Consider the following 14,360-nt stretch of genomic DNA (forward strand, 5'->3'; position numbering starts at 1 on the left):
CCTGCAGAGCTATGCGTCGCTGCTCCTTGGTGTATGAGCGGTTCATGATGGAATCCTCCAAGATTCCGTCCGCATCCCCTTTTGACCCTTAACCCGCAAAGAACCCCTGGCAGTTCAATGAACTAGTCCAGGGGTACTTTTCTGATTATTTAGCTCTTACTTGAAGCGCTTCTGCGCATTCTTCTGAGCCTTCTTTGCTCGCTTCTGCGCCTGCTTCTGTGCCTTCTGGGCGCGCTTGCGGGACTTCTTGGTGGCCTTCTTAACGTCCTTCTTCAGGTCTTCGGCGTCGAAGTCGTCCCAAGCGTCCTGCGCCTTGGCAGCAGCGGACTGTGCGTAGTCGGAAGCCTGGTCGCCGAACTCAGCAGCGCGCTCGCGCAGGTTCTCGGCTGCTTCCTTCCACTCGTCCTGGTGCTCGTCGACGTAGTCGGTAACCTTCTCCTGCACCTGGTCGGCGACTTCCTTCGTCTTGGCGAAGAAGCCCTGGGCCTGGTCGGAAGCGTTGGCGGCGAAAGCCTTGGACTGGGTCTGAGCGTTCTCCAGCATCTTCTGCTGCTCAGTCTTACCCGGCATAGCCTGCTGCGCACGCCACTTCAGGCCCGGCTTACCGGCGGTGTCTGCGGAGGTGATAACCAGACCACCCAGCAGCGCCAGGTCGGTCACCAGGCCGCGGATCTCCTCCTTGCGCTCCGCGCCATTGGAAGCATTCCAGAATGCGTGGCGGGACAGTGCGGTCGGGATCTGTACGGCGGCCAGGGTAGCGGCGGCCAGGCGCGGAGCCTTGCCGGTGGCCAGCAGGGCGGAGGCAACGACCTTGGTGGTGCCGACCACGCGCACGGTGGTCTCTGCATCGTCGGGAATCAGGCCGGCCTTATCCTGTGGCAGTACGGAACGCAGAGTGCCGTTGATAGCCTTTGCGTCTTCTGCATACTCGTTGCTGTTCAGCAGCATCTGGGCGCCGTCAACGGCGAAAGCGGAAGCCAGCAGCGGGCGGGCAAGGGTACGGAACATTTGGGTCTACACACTCCTCTTTAGTTGGTGGCACGACCCTTGACTGCGTTTAGTCGTGCTCGAACAATCTCCCAGGTTACCTGAATCAACCTCACCGGGAGTGGGGTCCGGGGCTACCTACCAGCCTCGCGCGGCCCACTCATCAACCTTGCCCTTTTCCTCCCCAACGGAAGTGGAATCGCCGTGACCAGGGTGGATTCGGGTTTCTTCGGGGAGGGTGAAGATCCTATTGCGCACGTCGTCCAGGAGCTGCTGGAACTGCTCGGGGTTGTTTGTTTTTCCGACGCCACCGGGGAAAACACTGTCACCCACCCACGCTCGTGGCACGCGCCCGTCGGCCAGATCCAGCACTGCCAAGCCGCCCGGGGTGTGGCCCCGTAGCTCGACTACCTGCAAGCCGAGCTCCGGCAGCTGTGCGCCAGCCAGGTCTAGCGTTTCCCGGGAACCTTCGTCGTTTCCGTACACCCGATCCGGCGCCACGGGCAGCGCCTCGGCATCCAGGCGCGGCCCGTGGTGGCGGGCGCCTGTCGCCTTTAGGACGTCTGCCAGCGCGCGAGTGTGGTCTGCATGCTGGTGAGTAGTGAGCACATCGGTGATGCGCACACCCAGCTTTTCGGCCAGGCCCAGCAGGTGTTCTGCATCGTCGGCGGCATCCACCAGCAGCGCCTCGCCGCCCCGGCACAGCAACCAACAATTGTTGTCCATAGAACCCACGGTCGTCACTGCGTACGTATGGGCGTCAGAATTAAGAACCTGCACGTCGCGCGGTGCGGAAAGATGGCTAAATTCAGTAACTTGCTGCATGGCACCACACTAGCGATGTCTCGGCGATGGCGTAGACTAGCAGGGTTGATGCTTCAACAATTAAGGAGTAAATAGTGGCCGATCAGCTGATTGTCCGTGGAGCCAGCGAACACAACCTCAAGGGCGTGGATATCGACCTGCCGCGCGACAAGATGATCGTGTTTACGGGGCTGTCCGGCTCGGGTAAATCCTCCCTGGCCTTCGACACGATCTTCGCAGAAGGCCAGCGCCGATACGTCGAATCTTTGAGCTCCTATGCGCGCATGTTCCTCGGGCGCATGGATAAGCCGGACGTGGAGCTGATCGAAGGGCTGTCCCCGGCGGTGTCCATCGACCAGAAGTCCACGAACCGCAACCCGCGCTCGACCGTCGGCACGGTAACCGAGATCTTCGACTACCTGCGCCTGTTGTACGCCCGCACCGGCATCCCGCACTGCCCGGAGTGCGGCGGCGTGATCCAGCGGCAGACCCCGCAGGAGATTGTGGACCAGATTCTGGCAATGGAGCAGGGGCTGAAGTTTCAGGTGCTCGCACCGGTCGTGCGCACTCGCAAGGGCGAGTTCGTGGACCTCTTCGAGGACCTGGCCGCGCAGGGCTACTCCCGCGTGCAGGTCGACGGGGCGGTGTACCAGCTGTCCGATCCGCCGACACTGGAAAAGCAGGTCAAGCACGACATCGACGTGGTGGTGGACCGCCTGCAGGTGAAGGAATCCCAGAAGCAGCGCCTGACCGATTCGATCGAGACCGCTCTGCAGCTGGCCGACGGGATTGTGGTTCTGGACTTCGTGGGTCTGCCGGATGACGACCCGCACCGCACACGCCGCTTCTCCGAGAAGATGGCCTGCCCGAATGGCCACGCGATCCAGCTGGACGAGCTGGAGCCGCGCACGTTCTCCTTCAACTCGCCCTACGGTGCCTGCCCTGCGTGCGACGGCCTGGGCACGCGCCTGGAGGTCGACGAGAATCTGGTGATCCCGGACGAGGACGCAGCCGTGGTCGACGCGATTGCACCGTGGTCGTCTAGCCCGAACAGCAAGTACTTCACCAAGCTGGTGAACGCGCTGGGCGAGGCGATGGGCTTCGACCCGAAGTCCCCGTGGAAGGACCTGAAGGCCACCCACCGCAAGGCCATCTTGAACGGCCACAAGACACAGATCAAGGTCAGCTACCGCAACCGCTACGGCCGTTCGCGCACCTACAACGCACCCTTCGAGGGCGTGATGCCCTTCCTGAAGCGCAAGCTCGATCAAACCGATTCCGACTGGTCCAAGGAGCGCTACCGCAGCTACATGCGTGAGGTCGCCTGCCCGACGTGCGACGGCACGCGCCTGAAGCCGGAGGTTTTGGCCGTAACTATTGCCTCGGGCGAGCAGGAACTGTCCATCGCCGAGGTCTCTGATCTTTCTATTGCGGACGCCAGCAGCTTCCTCGACAACCTTTCTCTAAGCAAGCGCGAGGAGATGATCGCTGGGGCGGTTCTGCGGGAAATTCAGGCGCGCTTGAAGTTCCTGCTGGACGTTGGCCTGAACTACCTGTCCATGTCCCGCTCCGCGGGCACGCTGTCCGGCGGTGAGGCTCAGCGCATCCGCCTGGCTACGCAAATTGGTTCCGGCCTGGCGGGCGTGCTGTACGTGCTGGATGAGCCGTCGATTGGCCTGCACCAGCGAGATAATGAGCGGCTGATCCGCACCCTGCAGCACCTGCGCGATCTGGGCAACACCCTGATCGTGGTGGAGCACGACGAGGACACGATCCGCACGGCCGACTGGCTGGTGGATATTGGTCCGCGTGCCGGCGAGTACGGCGGCGAGATCGTGTACCAGGGCGAGCCCAAGGGGATCCTAGACGCGAAGGGTTCCCTGACCGGCCAGTACCTGTCCGGTGAAAGGGTTCTGGCTGTGCCGGAGAAGCGCCGCCCGATCGATAAGGGCAGGGTGCTGACGGTGCACGGAGCCCAGGAAAACAACCTGCAGAACGTGGACGTCACCCTGCCGTTGGGCGTGCTGACGCTGATTACCGGTGTGTCGGGCTCCGGTAAGTCCTCCCTGATCAACGGCATTGTGGCGAAGTCTCTGAGCAACACTCTGAACAAGGCGCGCCAGGTGCCGGGTCACCACAAGAAGATCACGGGCACGGAGCACTTGGACAAGCTGGTGCAGGTGGACCAGAGCCCGATTGGCCGCACTCCGCGATCCAACCCGGCCACGTACACGGGCGTGTTCGACAAGATCCGCAAGCTGTTCGCCGAGACGACAGAGGCGAAGGTACGCGGCTACACCGCGGGTCGGTTCTCGTTCAACGTCAAGGGCGGGCGCTGCGAGGCCTGCCACGGCGACGGCACGTTGAAGATCGAGATGAACTTCCTGCCCGACGTGTACGTACCCTGCGAAGTGTGCGAGGGCGCCCGCTACAACCGCGAGACGCTGGAGGTCCACTACAAGGGTAAGTCCATCGCCGAGGTGCTGGATATGCCGATTTCCGAGGCAGCGGAGTTCTTCGAGCCCGTCACCTCGATTTCCCGCTACCTGAACACCCTGGTGGATGTGGGCCTGGGGTACGTCCGCCTGGGGCAGGCAGCCACCACCTTGTCCGGCGGTGAGGCACAGCGCGTGAAGCTGGCCGCTGAGCTGCAGAAGCGTTCCAATGGTCGGACGGTGTATATCCTCGACGAGCCGACCACCGGCCTGCACTTCGAGGACATCCGCAAGCTGATGCTGGTGATCCAGGGCCTCGTGGACAAGGGCAACAGCGTGTTCATCATCGAGCACAACCTGGACGTCATTAAGGCTGCCGACTGGATCGTGGACATGGGGCCGGAGGGCGGCTCCGGCGGTGGCACCGTTGTTGCCGAGGGCACCCCGGAGCAGGTTGCGGAGGTGGAGGCCTCCCACACCGGCCGCTACCTGCGATCCATGCTCTGATCCTGCATCCGGGGCTGCTGGGGTTGCTGAGGCTGTTGCTGCATAAGCTGCTGCGGTTGTGGCATCGTCGGCTGCGGCTGCTGCAGGGGCTGCTGCGGAGGCGTCTTGTTTGGCTTCTCGCGGGTAATGGCGGCAACCAGTAGCACCATGCCGCAGATGAGGAACGCCAGAGCCTGCACAAGGCCACCGAGGACGGACAGGTCGTAGAAGACAAGTTTGGCGGTGGCGATGATCGCCAGCATCAGGCCGGGCTTCGAGTTGTTGCGGTACAGCAGGTACACGGCGCCCAACATCCAGCTGACGGAGATCAGCACGTGCGCCACCATGAATGACAGCTTCGTGGTGGAGATAGCCATAGCGACGGCGGGGATTGCGGAGGAAGCAAGCACAAGCGTGATTACGCCGATGACCAACATCGTCACTTCCGAGTTGGACTGCTTACCCGGAATCTCGCGTCCAGCGATTCCCCGCAGGCCGGTCTCGAGGAGGTATTGGTGGCGATACAGAAGCGCCACCGCTAGCGCGAGGCTGACTACCAGGACGATCGCCGAGTCCGGGACACGCATGTTATCTGCCCCGACCCAGCTGCGCGGTGCGTAGGTGAACACCGCTAGGAAAGAGCACATTAGGGAGATCCATGCGACATTCTTAGGCATGCGCGGCAGTCCCCATACAACGGCTGCGGTGTATAGCAGCAGCCCCACAGCGACGATGATGCTCCCATAGCCAAACACCGAGGCTTCAGCGGGGGTATGCCGTAGCTCAGAATCCAACGCGTACCACTGGAAGAAGCGGATGATGAAGACAATGGGGAGAGTGCCGGCGGAGATTATAAAAGCGAACGCATTGGCCAGCTGTGGGGGAAGCGGTTCTGTTCCTGGAATCTGGAAGTCCGCTTGGAAGATGCCGCCGTTGACGCGAGCGATGATGTATGCGCACGCAGTTACTAGGGAGATAAAGACAACAGCCGCCCAGGAATTGCTGGACAACAGGCACACCGACGGAATGATCACCACGGCAACTACGCCGCTGAGGTGAAGCTGGCGGGATGCAAACGGTGGGACGAAGCTGATGATCGTCACGAGCGCGAAGCCCACCACGCCGAGCAGGAACGTCGTAAGTACAAAGGGTGCACTCAGCAGCATCGCGCAGATGTACGTAATGGTCGCTGTGGTCTGAAGCTTGAACCACGGGCGACCCCAGCGGGCTGCGAAGCCGCAGATAGCGGCGGCGATCAGGCTGCCGGCGAAGTAACCATTGTGGATTTCGCGTTGTACTTCCTGGTCGGCGGGGAACATGGAGAGGAAGTTCGCTGCCGCCGGCAGGATGAATAGAGGCGCGAAGGCGGTGACGACCACCGCGAGCATCTCCTTCTTCCAGGCATAAGCCAAAGCCAATGCGCCCGCACATATGACTACCGTCAGCACGCTACCGAGCGCCTCACCGAACCATCCCAGGTTGAACACCGCGACCCAGAGGTCCGCCAAACCGCCCAGAGTGGCAACTATCAATAGCGCCGACGAGCTCACTCCGTCTGGTTGCTTCTTGTGCACGATCGTCGACGTCACGGCCAAGCCGCCACAGATCACGGCAGCGAGAATCACCGCTCCCTCCGGAGTAAGGATTCCGGAAGCGTAGGCCAATAGAGCCAGGAAGGTGAGGCCGACAACCGTGATGGAGCCGCCAATGATCGCCAGCAAGCGAGTAACCAGATCCTCCTTTTCCCACCACTGTTGCAGCTTGTTTGGCTCCTTTGGCTCCTGCTGTTTCGCTGCTGGTTGGGGCTGTGTCTGAGGGGCAACTGGTCGCGGAGCCTGAGGTTGCGATGCCTGCGGACGGGGTGCCTGAGGTCGCGATGCCTGCGGGCGCGATGCCTGCGGACGCGCTGGCGCTTGCTGCTTTGGCGGAGCGAACTCCTGGCGTGGCGGTTGCGCAGAACGCGCCGGGTGGTGCTGCGCCTGTTGTGGCTGTTGTTGACGCTGAGCCGGCGTGGGCTGAGGTTGTGCGGGCTGAGGCTGCACTGGTTGAGGTTGTGCAGATTGAGGCTGTGCGGGCTGAGGCTTGGGAACTTGAGTCCGCTCCATCTTGCGTTCAGCCGACCGTTCAGCGGGCGCAGGCGAGTGCTTCTGTGGGGCCTGAGCCGACGGGGCCTGCAAGTCCGGTTTGGGGCGCGGGGGAGGTGAGGCTGGGGGCGTCACTAAGGAAGAAGAACTAGCAGCGACTCGTTGTGCCTGCGAGAGCCTTTGCTGATTAATGGCGACCTCCCGCAGAATGCCGATCATCTGCGTTTGCGCCTGCACCTGCGAGCGGGCAAGGTCATCAATGCGCTTGATGAGGTCGTTGGTGGGCTGTGCGGATCCGTTAGAAGAGTTATTCATGGCTCAAAAGTTTATTCTCGTTTGGCGCGCCAGGGCGCAGTAATGGTTTTGGTAATTGCCCGGACGATTGTTATACTTCCAAGCACTACCGTCTCGTTCCGTCGGTTTGATTCCATTTCGTCTTGAATTCGTCTCAAACAAACGGAAACGGGCTGCAAGTGGAGATTCCTTCTCCCACCTAGAGACCACCTTTAGAGGTTGGGCTCGGGTCGTAGCCACAGGCACGGATGGGTTCAGGAGAGTCGAGAAGTGCAATGCGTGATGCAGGGCAGTTGTTCCCGCCGACGCAAAGTGGCTGTGATTGTGGGGGAACACAGGGGGATCTTCAGTGCTGCAGGGGTCGGTAAGACAATAACCAAAACTGCTACTGAGGAGTTCACATTAGCGCAGAAGCTCGCATCAACGACCGTATTCGAGTCCCTGAGGTCCGACTCGTCGGTCCAGGCGGCGAACAGGTCGGTATCGTCAAGACAGACGATGCGCGAAAGCTGGCCTATGAAGCTGACCTCGACCTTGTAGAGGTTGCACCGAACGCCAAGCCGCCCGTGGCAAAGATCATGGACTACGGCAAGTTCAAGTACGAGCAGGCCCAGAAGGCCCGCGAAGCTCGTAAGAACCAGCAGCAGACCGTGGTGAAGGAACAGAAGTTCCGTCCGAAGATCGACGACCACGACTACGAGACCAAGAAGGGCAACGTCATTCGTTTCCTGGAGAAGGGCTCCAAGGTCAAGGTCACGATCATGTTCCGCGGGCGTGAGCAGTCTCGCCCGGAGCTCGGGTTCCGGTTGCTTGAGCGACTGGCAAACGACGTCGAGGAATACGGCGTAGTTGAGACCCGCGCCAAGCAAGACGGTCGCAACATGACCATGGTGCTGGGCCCGGTCCGCAAGGGCAAGAAGTAGTAACAGAACTAGTTGTTAGAGGTTTTTCACCAATGAAGCAGAAGACTCACAAGGGTGCCGCAAAGCGCATCAAGATCTCCGGTTCCGGCAAGCTGCGTCGCGAGCAGGCTAACCGCCGCCACCTGCTGGAGGGCAAGCCCTCCAAGCGCACCCGTCGTCTGAAGGGCACCGAGGACGTCGCTCCGGCCGATGTCAAGCGCATGAAGCGTCTGCTGGGCAAGGCATAACTTAAAGCCCACTTTTCCACCCCTATACACCCAACCGCGCCATCGAACAGAGCCAGCGCTTGTGAAAGCGCTGATCTTCAGGCGCGCACACTTAAAGAAAAGGAAGTATCACCGTGGCACGTGTCAAGCGCTCAGTGAACGCCAAGAAGAAGCGTCGCGAAGTACTGAAGTCCGCCAAGGGCTACCGTGGTCAGCGCTCCCGCCTGTACCGCAAGGCAAAGGAGCAGATGCTCCACTCCAAGACTTACGAGTTCCGCGATCGCAAGGCTCGTAAGAACGAGTTCCGCAAGCTGTGGATCCAGCGCATCAACGCTGGTGCTCGCCAGAACGGCATGACCTACAACCGTCTGATTCAGGGCCTGCGCCTGGCCGAGATCGAGGTCGACCGCAAGAACCTGGCCGAGCTGGCCGTCAACGACTTCGACGCATTCACCGCTCTGTGCGAGGCTGCAAAGGCTGCCCTGCCGGAGGACGTTAACGCACCGGCTGCTTCCTAAAGCCTGCTTTCACCGCGTAACGCGCACCCCATCCTGGAAACCCAGGGTGGGGTTTTGTCGTATAGATCCATATCTAAGCGGTGATTCCCGATAGATTGGAGGAACAGTCCCGGATATAGCTGGGCAGAAGTCCGTTAAAAGCTAAGGAGAATCCGCAATGAAGACCTACACACGCGCCGCACTGGCAGCAGTACTTGTTGCTTTTCTCGGCGGTTCCTTAGCCGCTTGCAATATGAGCACCAACGAAGACGCGGAACGGGCTATGCAGGAGGCCTCGGGAGCTTCGGAAGCCCCGGAAAAGGCCGGTGATGGGGATCTTTCCTATGCCGATATGTCGGAGGAGGACTTTGCAGCGAAGGCTGCAAAGACTGTCGAGGAGTTCATTCAAACCAACTTTGATTCCGCTTTGGTCAAGACAATCGAAAGGCTTCCCGACGAGGATAAGGAGCTGCTCAAGCGGGCTAATACGGTGGCCAACGTCGAGAAGCTCTCCAACGAAGAGAAGGATGAACTCTTCGAAATAGCCGACAAGGTGTACAACGTGCGTCACTTCATCGCGGGGGTTGATGACATGAGCGATGAAGACCGCGGTGCGGTAGTTGTTGGCCTGAACTACAACCTCGACGGTATCTGGCGGTTCTTTGGTGGCCACGGCGCGGTGGAAGTGACAGCGCATCCTGAGAAGGCAAAGGTCGATAGCGCTCGTACGATGGTGAAGTTCCCGATGGGTTCCCTCGAAATGCACATGCATGACATCGAGACGAGTCAGCAGGAGCCCCTCGCCGTTGTCGTGGACGGCGGTCAGCTCCGCATTCATGGCCAGTATCTCATCGATATTGCGCAGGAGGCCAAGGATGGGACGATGACGCGCACTCATTCCAAGAACGGCGTTACCACTACGGAGAAGGAGCAGATGACCCTGTTCGAAAACTAGGTCAATTATGCTGTGGAGTATGAACCCGCAGGATGCCCAAGAGCTTTTCACCGAAAGAACCCCTCGCATTATCAACGCAGCCAAGCTTCACCGGGCGGCCGCGCGCAAGAAGGCGGGGGTTTTCCTTGTGGAGGGGGAGAATAGCGTAGAGGCCGCGATTGCCACCGGAAGTGCCACGGACGTGTACGTCACGCTGGCCGCCGCGGAGCGCTTCGAGCCGATCATCCGCACCGCCGGCTACCTCAATATCTACGTGCACTACATCACGGACAAGGCGGCCAAGCACCTTTCTGATACCGCCACGACTACAGGTTTGTTTGCCGTGTGCAAGCCGGTGCTGTGGTCTGTCGGAAAAGTATTGACGCCCCAGCCTCGGCTCGTGAGCGTCCCAGTGGAAACCAACGACCCCGGCAATGCAGGCACCCTGATTCGAGTGGCTGATGCCATGGGCGCGGATGCCGTGGTGTTTGCTGGGGAGACTGCTGACCCGCAGTCGTGCAAGGCCGCTCGCGCTTCGGCGGGCTCACTGTTCCACGTGCCGGTGGCCCGCTCCACCAATGTGAAAGACGTGTTGGGCCAGCTGCGTGCCCAGGGGATGCAGATTCTCGCCACTGCGGCCGATGGTGAGGTCAGCCTGGATGATGCGGGGGAGATCCTCACCAAGCCCACCGCGTGGCTGTTCGGCAATGAGGCGCACGGGCTGGGCGAGGAGCTTCTGGCCGAGGCGGACCTGCGGGTTTCCATCCCGATCCGTGGCCGTGCGGAATCCCTCAACCTTGCCACTGCGGCCTCCATCTGCATGTATGAATCGTCCCGCATCCAAGCGGCGGCGCATGAGGCTGCCGGGGGAGCAGTCGAAGACTGATAGCCCCAACTCGGTGCGGCAGTGGGCCAGCCGGGTATTATTAACGAGGTTAAGCCGTGCACGTAGATAGAGGAGCGCACTGAAGTGACGGATTCCGCGGACACTCCCCAGGTAGAGCTTTCGGAGCAGGGGCTCAACGCCGCAGCAGACGCAGCCGAGAAGGCCTTTGCCGAGGCTGCAAATCTGGAGGAACTGGCGGCCGCTCGCCGCGAGCACCTGGGCGACGATGCCCCCATTCCGGCCGCCCGCCGTAGCCTGGGCAGCCTGCCGAAGGATCAGCGCAAGGACGCTGGTCGCCTGGTGAATATGGCGCGGGGTCGCGTCGAAAAGCGCTTCGCTCAGGTCAAGGCCGAGCTCGAGCGTAAGCGCAACGAGGAAGTCCTGCGCGCCGAGCGCATCGACGTCACCGAGCCGACCACCCGCGGCCAGCGCGGCGCCCAGCATCCGATCACCATCCTGTCCGAGCAGATCGCCGACATCTTCGTCGGCATGGGCTGGGAAATCGCCGATGGCCCGGAGGTCGAGGCCGAGTACTTCAATTTCGACTCCCTGAATTTCATCCCGGACCACCCCGCGCGCACGCTGCAGGACACCTTCCACATCGCTCCGGAGGGTTCTGGCCAGGTGCTGCGCACCCACACTTCTCCGGTGCAGATGCGCACGATGCTTTCCCGCGACCTGCCGATCTATATCGCCTGCCCGGGTCGCGTGTTCCGCACCGATGAGCTGGACGCCACCCACACCCCCGTGTTCCACCAGGTCGAAGGGCTGGCCGTGGATAAAGGGCTGACGATGGCGCACCTGAAGGGCACGCTGGACCACCTGGCCAAGACGCTGTTCGGCGAGGAAGCCAAGACCCGCATCCGCCCGAACTACTTCCCGTTCACCGAGCCCTCCGCAGAGGTGGATGTCTGGTTCGCCGACAAGAAGGGCGGCGCCGGCTGGATCGAGTGGGGCGGCTGCGGCATGGTCAACCCGAACGTCCTGATCGCCGCGGGCGTGGATCCGGAGGAGTACTCCGGCTTCGCCTTCGGCATGGGCATCGAGCGCACCCTGCAGTTCCGCAACGGCCTGCCGGACATGCGCGACATGGTGGAGGGCGATGTGCGCTTCACCCTGCCGTTCGGCGTGCGCCGCTAGAGAAACTTAAAACCCCCAGAGCAACAGAGCATCCCAGAGCACCCCATCTAAAGCCCCAATCAAGGATCTTTCGAAAATCATGCTTATTTCCCAGTCGTGGCTGACCCGAATCCTGCAGACCTCCAACCCGCAGTGGAGCGTGAGCGCCGAGGAGTTCGACGCTGGCTTCGTCCGCGTTGGCTTCGAGACCGAGGGGTACGAGGCGATCCCCGAAACCACCGGCCCGCTGGTGATCGGTCGCGTCGAGAAGATCGAGGAGCTCACCGAGTTTAAGAAGCCGATCCGTTACTGCGACGTTAACGTCGGCCAGGCCAACGGCACCGGCGAGCTGCAGCACATCATCTGTGGCGCGCGGAACTTCGCCGAGGGCGACAACGTCGTCATCGCCCTGCCCGGCACGGTGCTGCCCGGCCCGTTCGAGATCTCGGCGCGTAAGACTTACGGCAAGATCTCCGAGGGCATGATCTGTTCTGCGATGGAGGTGGGCCTGGCCAGCCAGCAGAACCCGGGGATCATGACTATTTCTGACGCCGATTTGGCCAGCGCCAACCTCAAGGTAGGCGACGACGCGCGTGAGTTGCTGGGGTTGCAGGACACCATCTTCGACGTGAACATCACCCCGGATCGTGGCTACGCACTGTCGGCCAGGGGACTTGCCCGCGAGTTGGCGTCCAGCTTTGACCTGCAGTTCCGCGACCCGGCGCAGGATCCGGCAGCGGCGGCGATGCGCAACGACCTTTTCGCCGGTCTGCCCGGCACCGACGGTGAGGTGCAGGCGCTGAAGGTCGACGAGGACACGAAGTGCTCCAAGTTCGGCATGCGCAAGGTCACCGGCATCGACCCACAGGCGGAATCCCCGCTGTGGCTGCAGCGCGAGCTGATGCTGTGCGGCCAGCGCCCCGTGAACCCGGCGACGGACGTGACGAACTACGTGATGTTCCTGCTGGGCCAGCCCATGCACGCCTTCGATGCGGATAAGGTCACCGGAGAGCTGCACGTTCGCTTGGCGAAGAAGGGGGAGAAGCTGACCACGCTGGATGACGTGGAGCGCACCCTCGACCCCGAGGACGTGGTGATCTCCGACGAGTCCGGCATCCAGTCGCTGGCTGGCGTGATGGGTGGCTCGACCTCCGAGATCTCCGAGGCGACTACCAACGTGCTGTTCGAGGCCGCGCACTGGGATCAGATCACCGTGGCTCGCACCTGCCGCCGTCACAAGCTTTCCTCCGAGGCCTCCCGCCGCTTCGAGCGCGGCACGGACGCCGCCATCATCGAGGATGCCCTGGACTTTGCCGTTGCCCTGCTGGTGAACATCGCCGGCGGCCAGGTGGAGGAGGGGCGCACCCTGGTCGGTGCGGTTCCGGAGATGCCGATGATCACCATTCACACCTCCCTGCCGGGCAAAACCGCGGGCAAGATCTACCCGGACGGCACCACCATTTCCCGCCTGCGGGAGGTCGGTTGCGAGGTGCGCGAGACCGGCTCTCGCGACGACAACGGGGCCCGCGAGATCGAGGTCACCCCGCCGACTTGGCGCCCGGACCTGACGATGCCAGCTGACCTGGTGGAGGAGGTTCTGCGCCTGGAGGGCCTGGAGGACATCCCCTCTATTGTCCCGACCGCCCCGGCTGGCCGCGGCTACACCCCGCGCCAGCGGATGCGCCGCAACGTGGGGCAGGCGCTGGCCTGGGCGGGTTACGCAGAGATCCTGCCGACACCGTTCATTGCCAACGACGTGTTCGACGTGTGGGACCTGCCTGCGGATGACCCACGCCGCCTGACGGTGAAGGTGCAGAACCCGCTGGAGAGCGACTACGCCTGCATCGGCACCACTCTGCTGCCGTCCATGATTGAATCCCTGCGCCGCAACGTCACCCGTGGCCAGCGCGATGCAGCCCTTTACGGCGTGGAGCAGGTCTCCGTACCGAGGTCGGCCAAGCCGTTCTCGCCGATGCCTTCTGTAAAGCAGCGCCCGGGGGCAGAGGAGCTGCAGGAGCTGCTGGATTCCCTGCCCGCCCAGCCGCTGCACGTAGCGGTTGTCGCAACGGGTAACCGCCAGCTGCAGGGAACCTGGGGCGAGCCGGAGGCCTTCACTGCGGCCGACGCCATCGAGTCCGCCCGCGTGGTCGCCCGGGCCGCCGGCGTGGAGATCACCGTGCGCAACGCGGAATACCTGCCGTGGCACCCGGGCCGCTGCGCTGAGATCCTGGTGGGCGACAAGGTCGTCGGCCACGCAGGCGAGCTGCACCCGCAGGTCTGCGAGCGCGCGGAGCTGCCGCCGCGCACCGTGGCCATGGAGATGAACCTGGATGCGCTGCCGCTGGAGGAGACCTTCCCGCGCCCGGTGCTGTCCGCTTTCCCGGCGGTGCTGCAGGACATCGCGGTCGTCGTTGACGAGGCTACCCCGGCCCAGGATGTCGAGGATGCCTTGCGTGCTGGCGCTGGCGAGCTGTTGGAGGAGATCCGACTGTTCGACGTCTACCACTCCGAGTCCCTGGGCGAGGGCAAGCGCTCGCTGACCTTCAGCCTGCGCTTCCGCGCACCCGACCGCACCCTAACGGAGGAAGAGGCCAGCAAGTCCCGCGAGGCCGCCTTGCAGTCCGCCACCGAGAAGGTGGGCGCACAGCTCCGCGCCTAACTGCATAATTCCCACAAATCTGAATAATTTGCAATTTTGGTACTAG

General features: G+C 62.3%; 12 protein-coding genes. 9 read left to right on the forward strand and 3 right to left on the reverse strand.

Translation table 11 applies throughout. The annotated features are described in order from the left end of the window. Nucleotides 1–156: 156 nt before the first annotated feature. Together JQ46_RS06415 and JQ46_RS06420 are read right to left on the reverse strand one after the other, a co-directional pair. Nucleotides 157–1,008 (reverse strand): DoxX family protein, encoded by an 852-nt coding sequence (locus JQ46_RS06415; RefSeq protein ID WP_034986413.1) that lies wholly within the window; start codon nucleotides 1,006–1,008, stop codon nucleotides 157–159. Nucleotides 1,009–1,125: 117 nt separating this feature from the next. Beyond that, nucleotides 1,126–1,812 (reverse strand): MBL fold metallo-hydrolase, encoded by a 687-nt coding sequence (locus JQ46_RS06420; RefSeq protein ID WP_034986414.1) that lies wholly within the window; start codon nucleotides 1,810–1,812, stop codon nucleotides 1,126–1,128. A 74-nt stretch (nucleotides 1,813–1,886) separates the two neighbouring features. Between JQ46_RS06420 and uvrA the strand changes: the two genes are divergently transcribed. Then, nucleotides 1,887–4,733, forward strand: a complete 2,847-nt coding sequence (uvrA, locus tag JQ46_RS06425; protein WP_034986415.1) for an excinuclease ABC subunit UvrA — start codon at nucleotides 1,887–1,889, stop codon at nucleotides 4,731–4,733. Here the strand turns inward: uvrA and JQ46_RS06430 are convergent. Beyond that, nucleotides 4,712–6,433, reverse strand: a complete 1,722-nt coding sequence (locus JQ46_RS06430; RefSeq protein WP_237744754.1) for a hypothetical protein — start codon at nucleotides 6,431–6,433, stop codon at nucleotides 4,712–4,714. The two genes, uvrA and JQ46_RS06430, sit on opposite strands and share 22 nt — an antisense overlap. Before the next feature lie 86 nt (nucleotides 6,434–6,519). Here JQ46_RS06430 and JQ46_RS11480 point away from each other — a divergent pair, with 86 nt between their 5' ends. The 8 genes from JQ46_RS11480 (at nucleotide 6,520) to pheT (ending at nucleotide 14,314) form a co-directional block, all read left to right on the forward strand. Then, complete coding sequence (locus JQ46_RS11480; protein WP_237744755.1) at nucleotides 6,520–6,948, forward strand: hypothetical protein; 429 nt, start codon at nucleotides 6,520–6,522, stop codon at nucleotides 6,946–6,948. 543 nt (nucleotides 6,949–7,491) lie between these two features. After that, the gene (gene infC, locus JQ46_RS06440; RefSeq protein ID WP_077536299.1) at nucleotides 7,492–8,013 is read left to right on the forward strand and encodes a translation initiation factor IF-3; all 522 of its coding nucleotides are present in this window, start codon (nucleotides 7,492–7,494) and stop codon (nucleotides 8,011–8,013) included. A 32-nt stretch (nucleotides 8,014–8,045) separates the two neighbouring features. Next, nucleotides 8,046–8,240 (forward strand): 50S ribosomal protein L35, encoded by a 195-nt coding sequence (rpmI, locus tag JQ46_RS06445; protein WP_005295736.1) that lies wholly within the window; start codon nucleotides 8,046–8,048, stop codon nucleotides 8,238–8,240. Nucleotides 8,241–8,353: 113 nt separating this feature from the next. Further along, nucleotides 8,354–8,737, forward strand: coding sequence for a 50S ribosomal protein L20 (gene rplT, locus JQ46_RS06450; RefSeq protein WP_011273437.1), 384 nt, complete (start codon nucleotides 8,354–8,356; stop codon nucleotides 8,735–8,737). A gap of 232 nt (nucleotides 8,738–8,969) precedes the next feature. Further along, complete coding sequence (locus JQ46_RS06455; RefSeq protein ID WP_237744756.1) at nucleotides 8,970–9,671, forward strand: hypothetical protein; 702 nt, start codon at nucleotides 8,970–8,972, stop codon at nucleotides 9,669–9,671. Nucleotides 9,672–9,678: 7 nt separating this feature from the next. After that, the gene (locus JQ46_RS06460; protein ID WP_034986419.1) at nucleotides 9,679–10,536 is read left to right on the forward strand and encodes a TrmH family RNA methyltransferase; all 858 of its coding nucleotides are present in this window, start codon (nucleotides 9,679–9,681) and stop codon (nucleotides 10,534–10,536) included. Nucleotides 10,537–10,620: 84 nt separating this feature from the next. Beyond that, nucleotides 10,621–11,676 carry a phenylalanine--tRNA ligase subunit alpha gene (gene pheS, locus JQ46_RS06465; protein ID WP_011273440.1) on the forward strand — a complete coding sequence of 352 codons (1,056 nt, stop codon included), beginning with the start codon at nucleotides 10,621–10,623 and terminating at the stop codon, nucleotides 11,674–11,676. Nucleotides 11,677–11,755: 79 nt separating this feature from the next. Next, nucleotides 11,756–14,314, forward strand: coding sequence for a phenylalanine--tRNA ligase subunit beta (gene pheT, locus JQ46_RS06470; protein ID WP_034986420.1), 2,559 nt, complete (start codon nucleotides 11,756–11,758; stop codon nucleotides 14,312–14,314). Nucleotides 14,315–14,360: the final 46 nt, after the last annotated feature.

The organism is Corynebacterium jeikeium, from assembly GCF_000738175.1.
GTDB lineage: Bacteria > Actinomycetota > Actinomycetes > Mycobacteriales > Mycobacteriaceae > Corynebacterium > Corynebacterium jeikeium_C.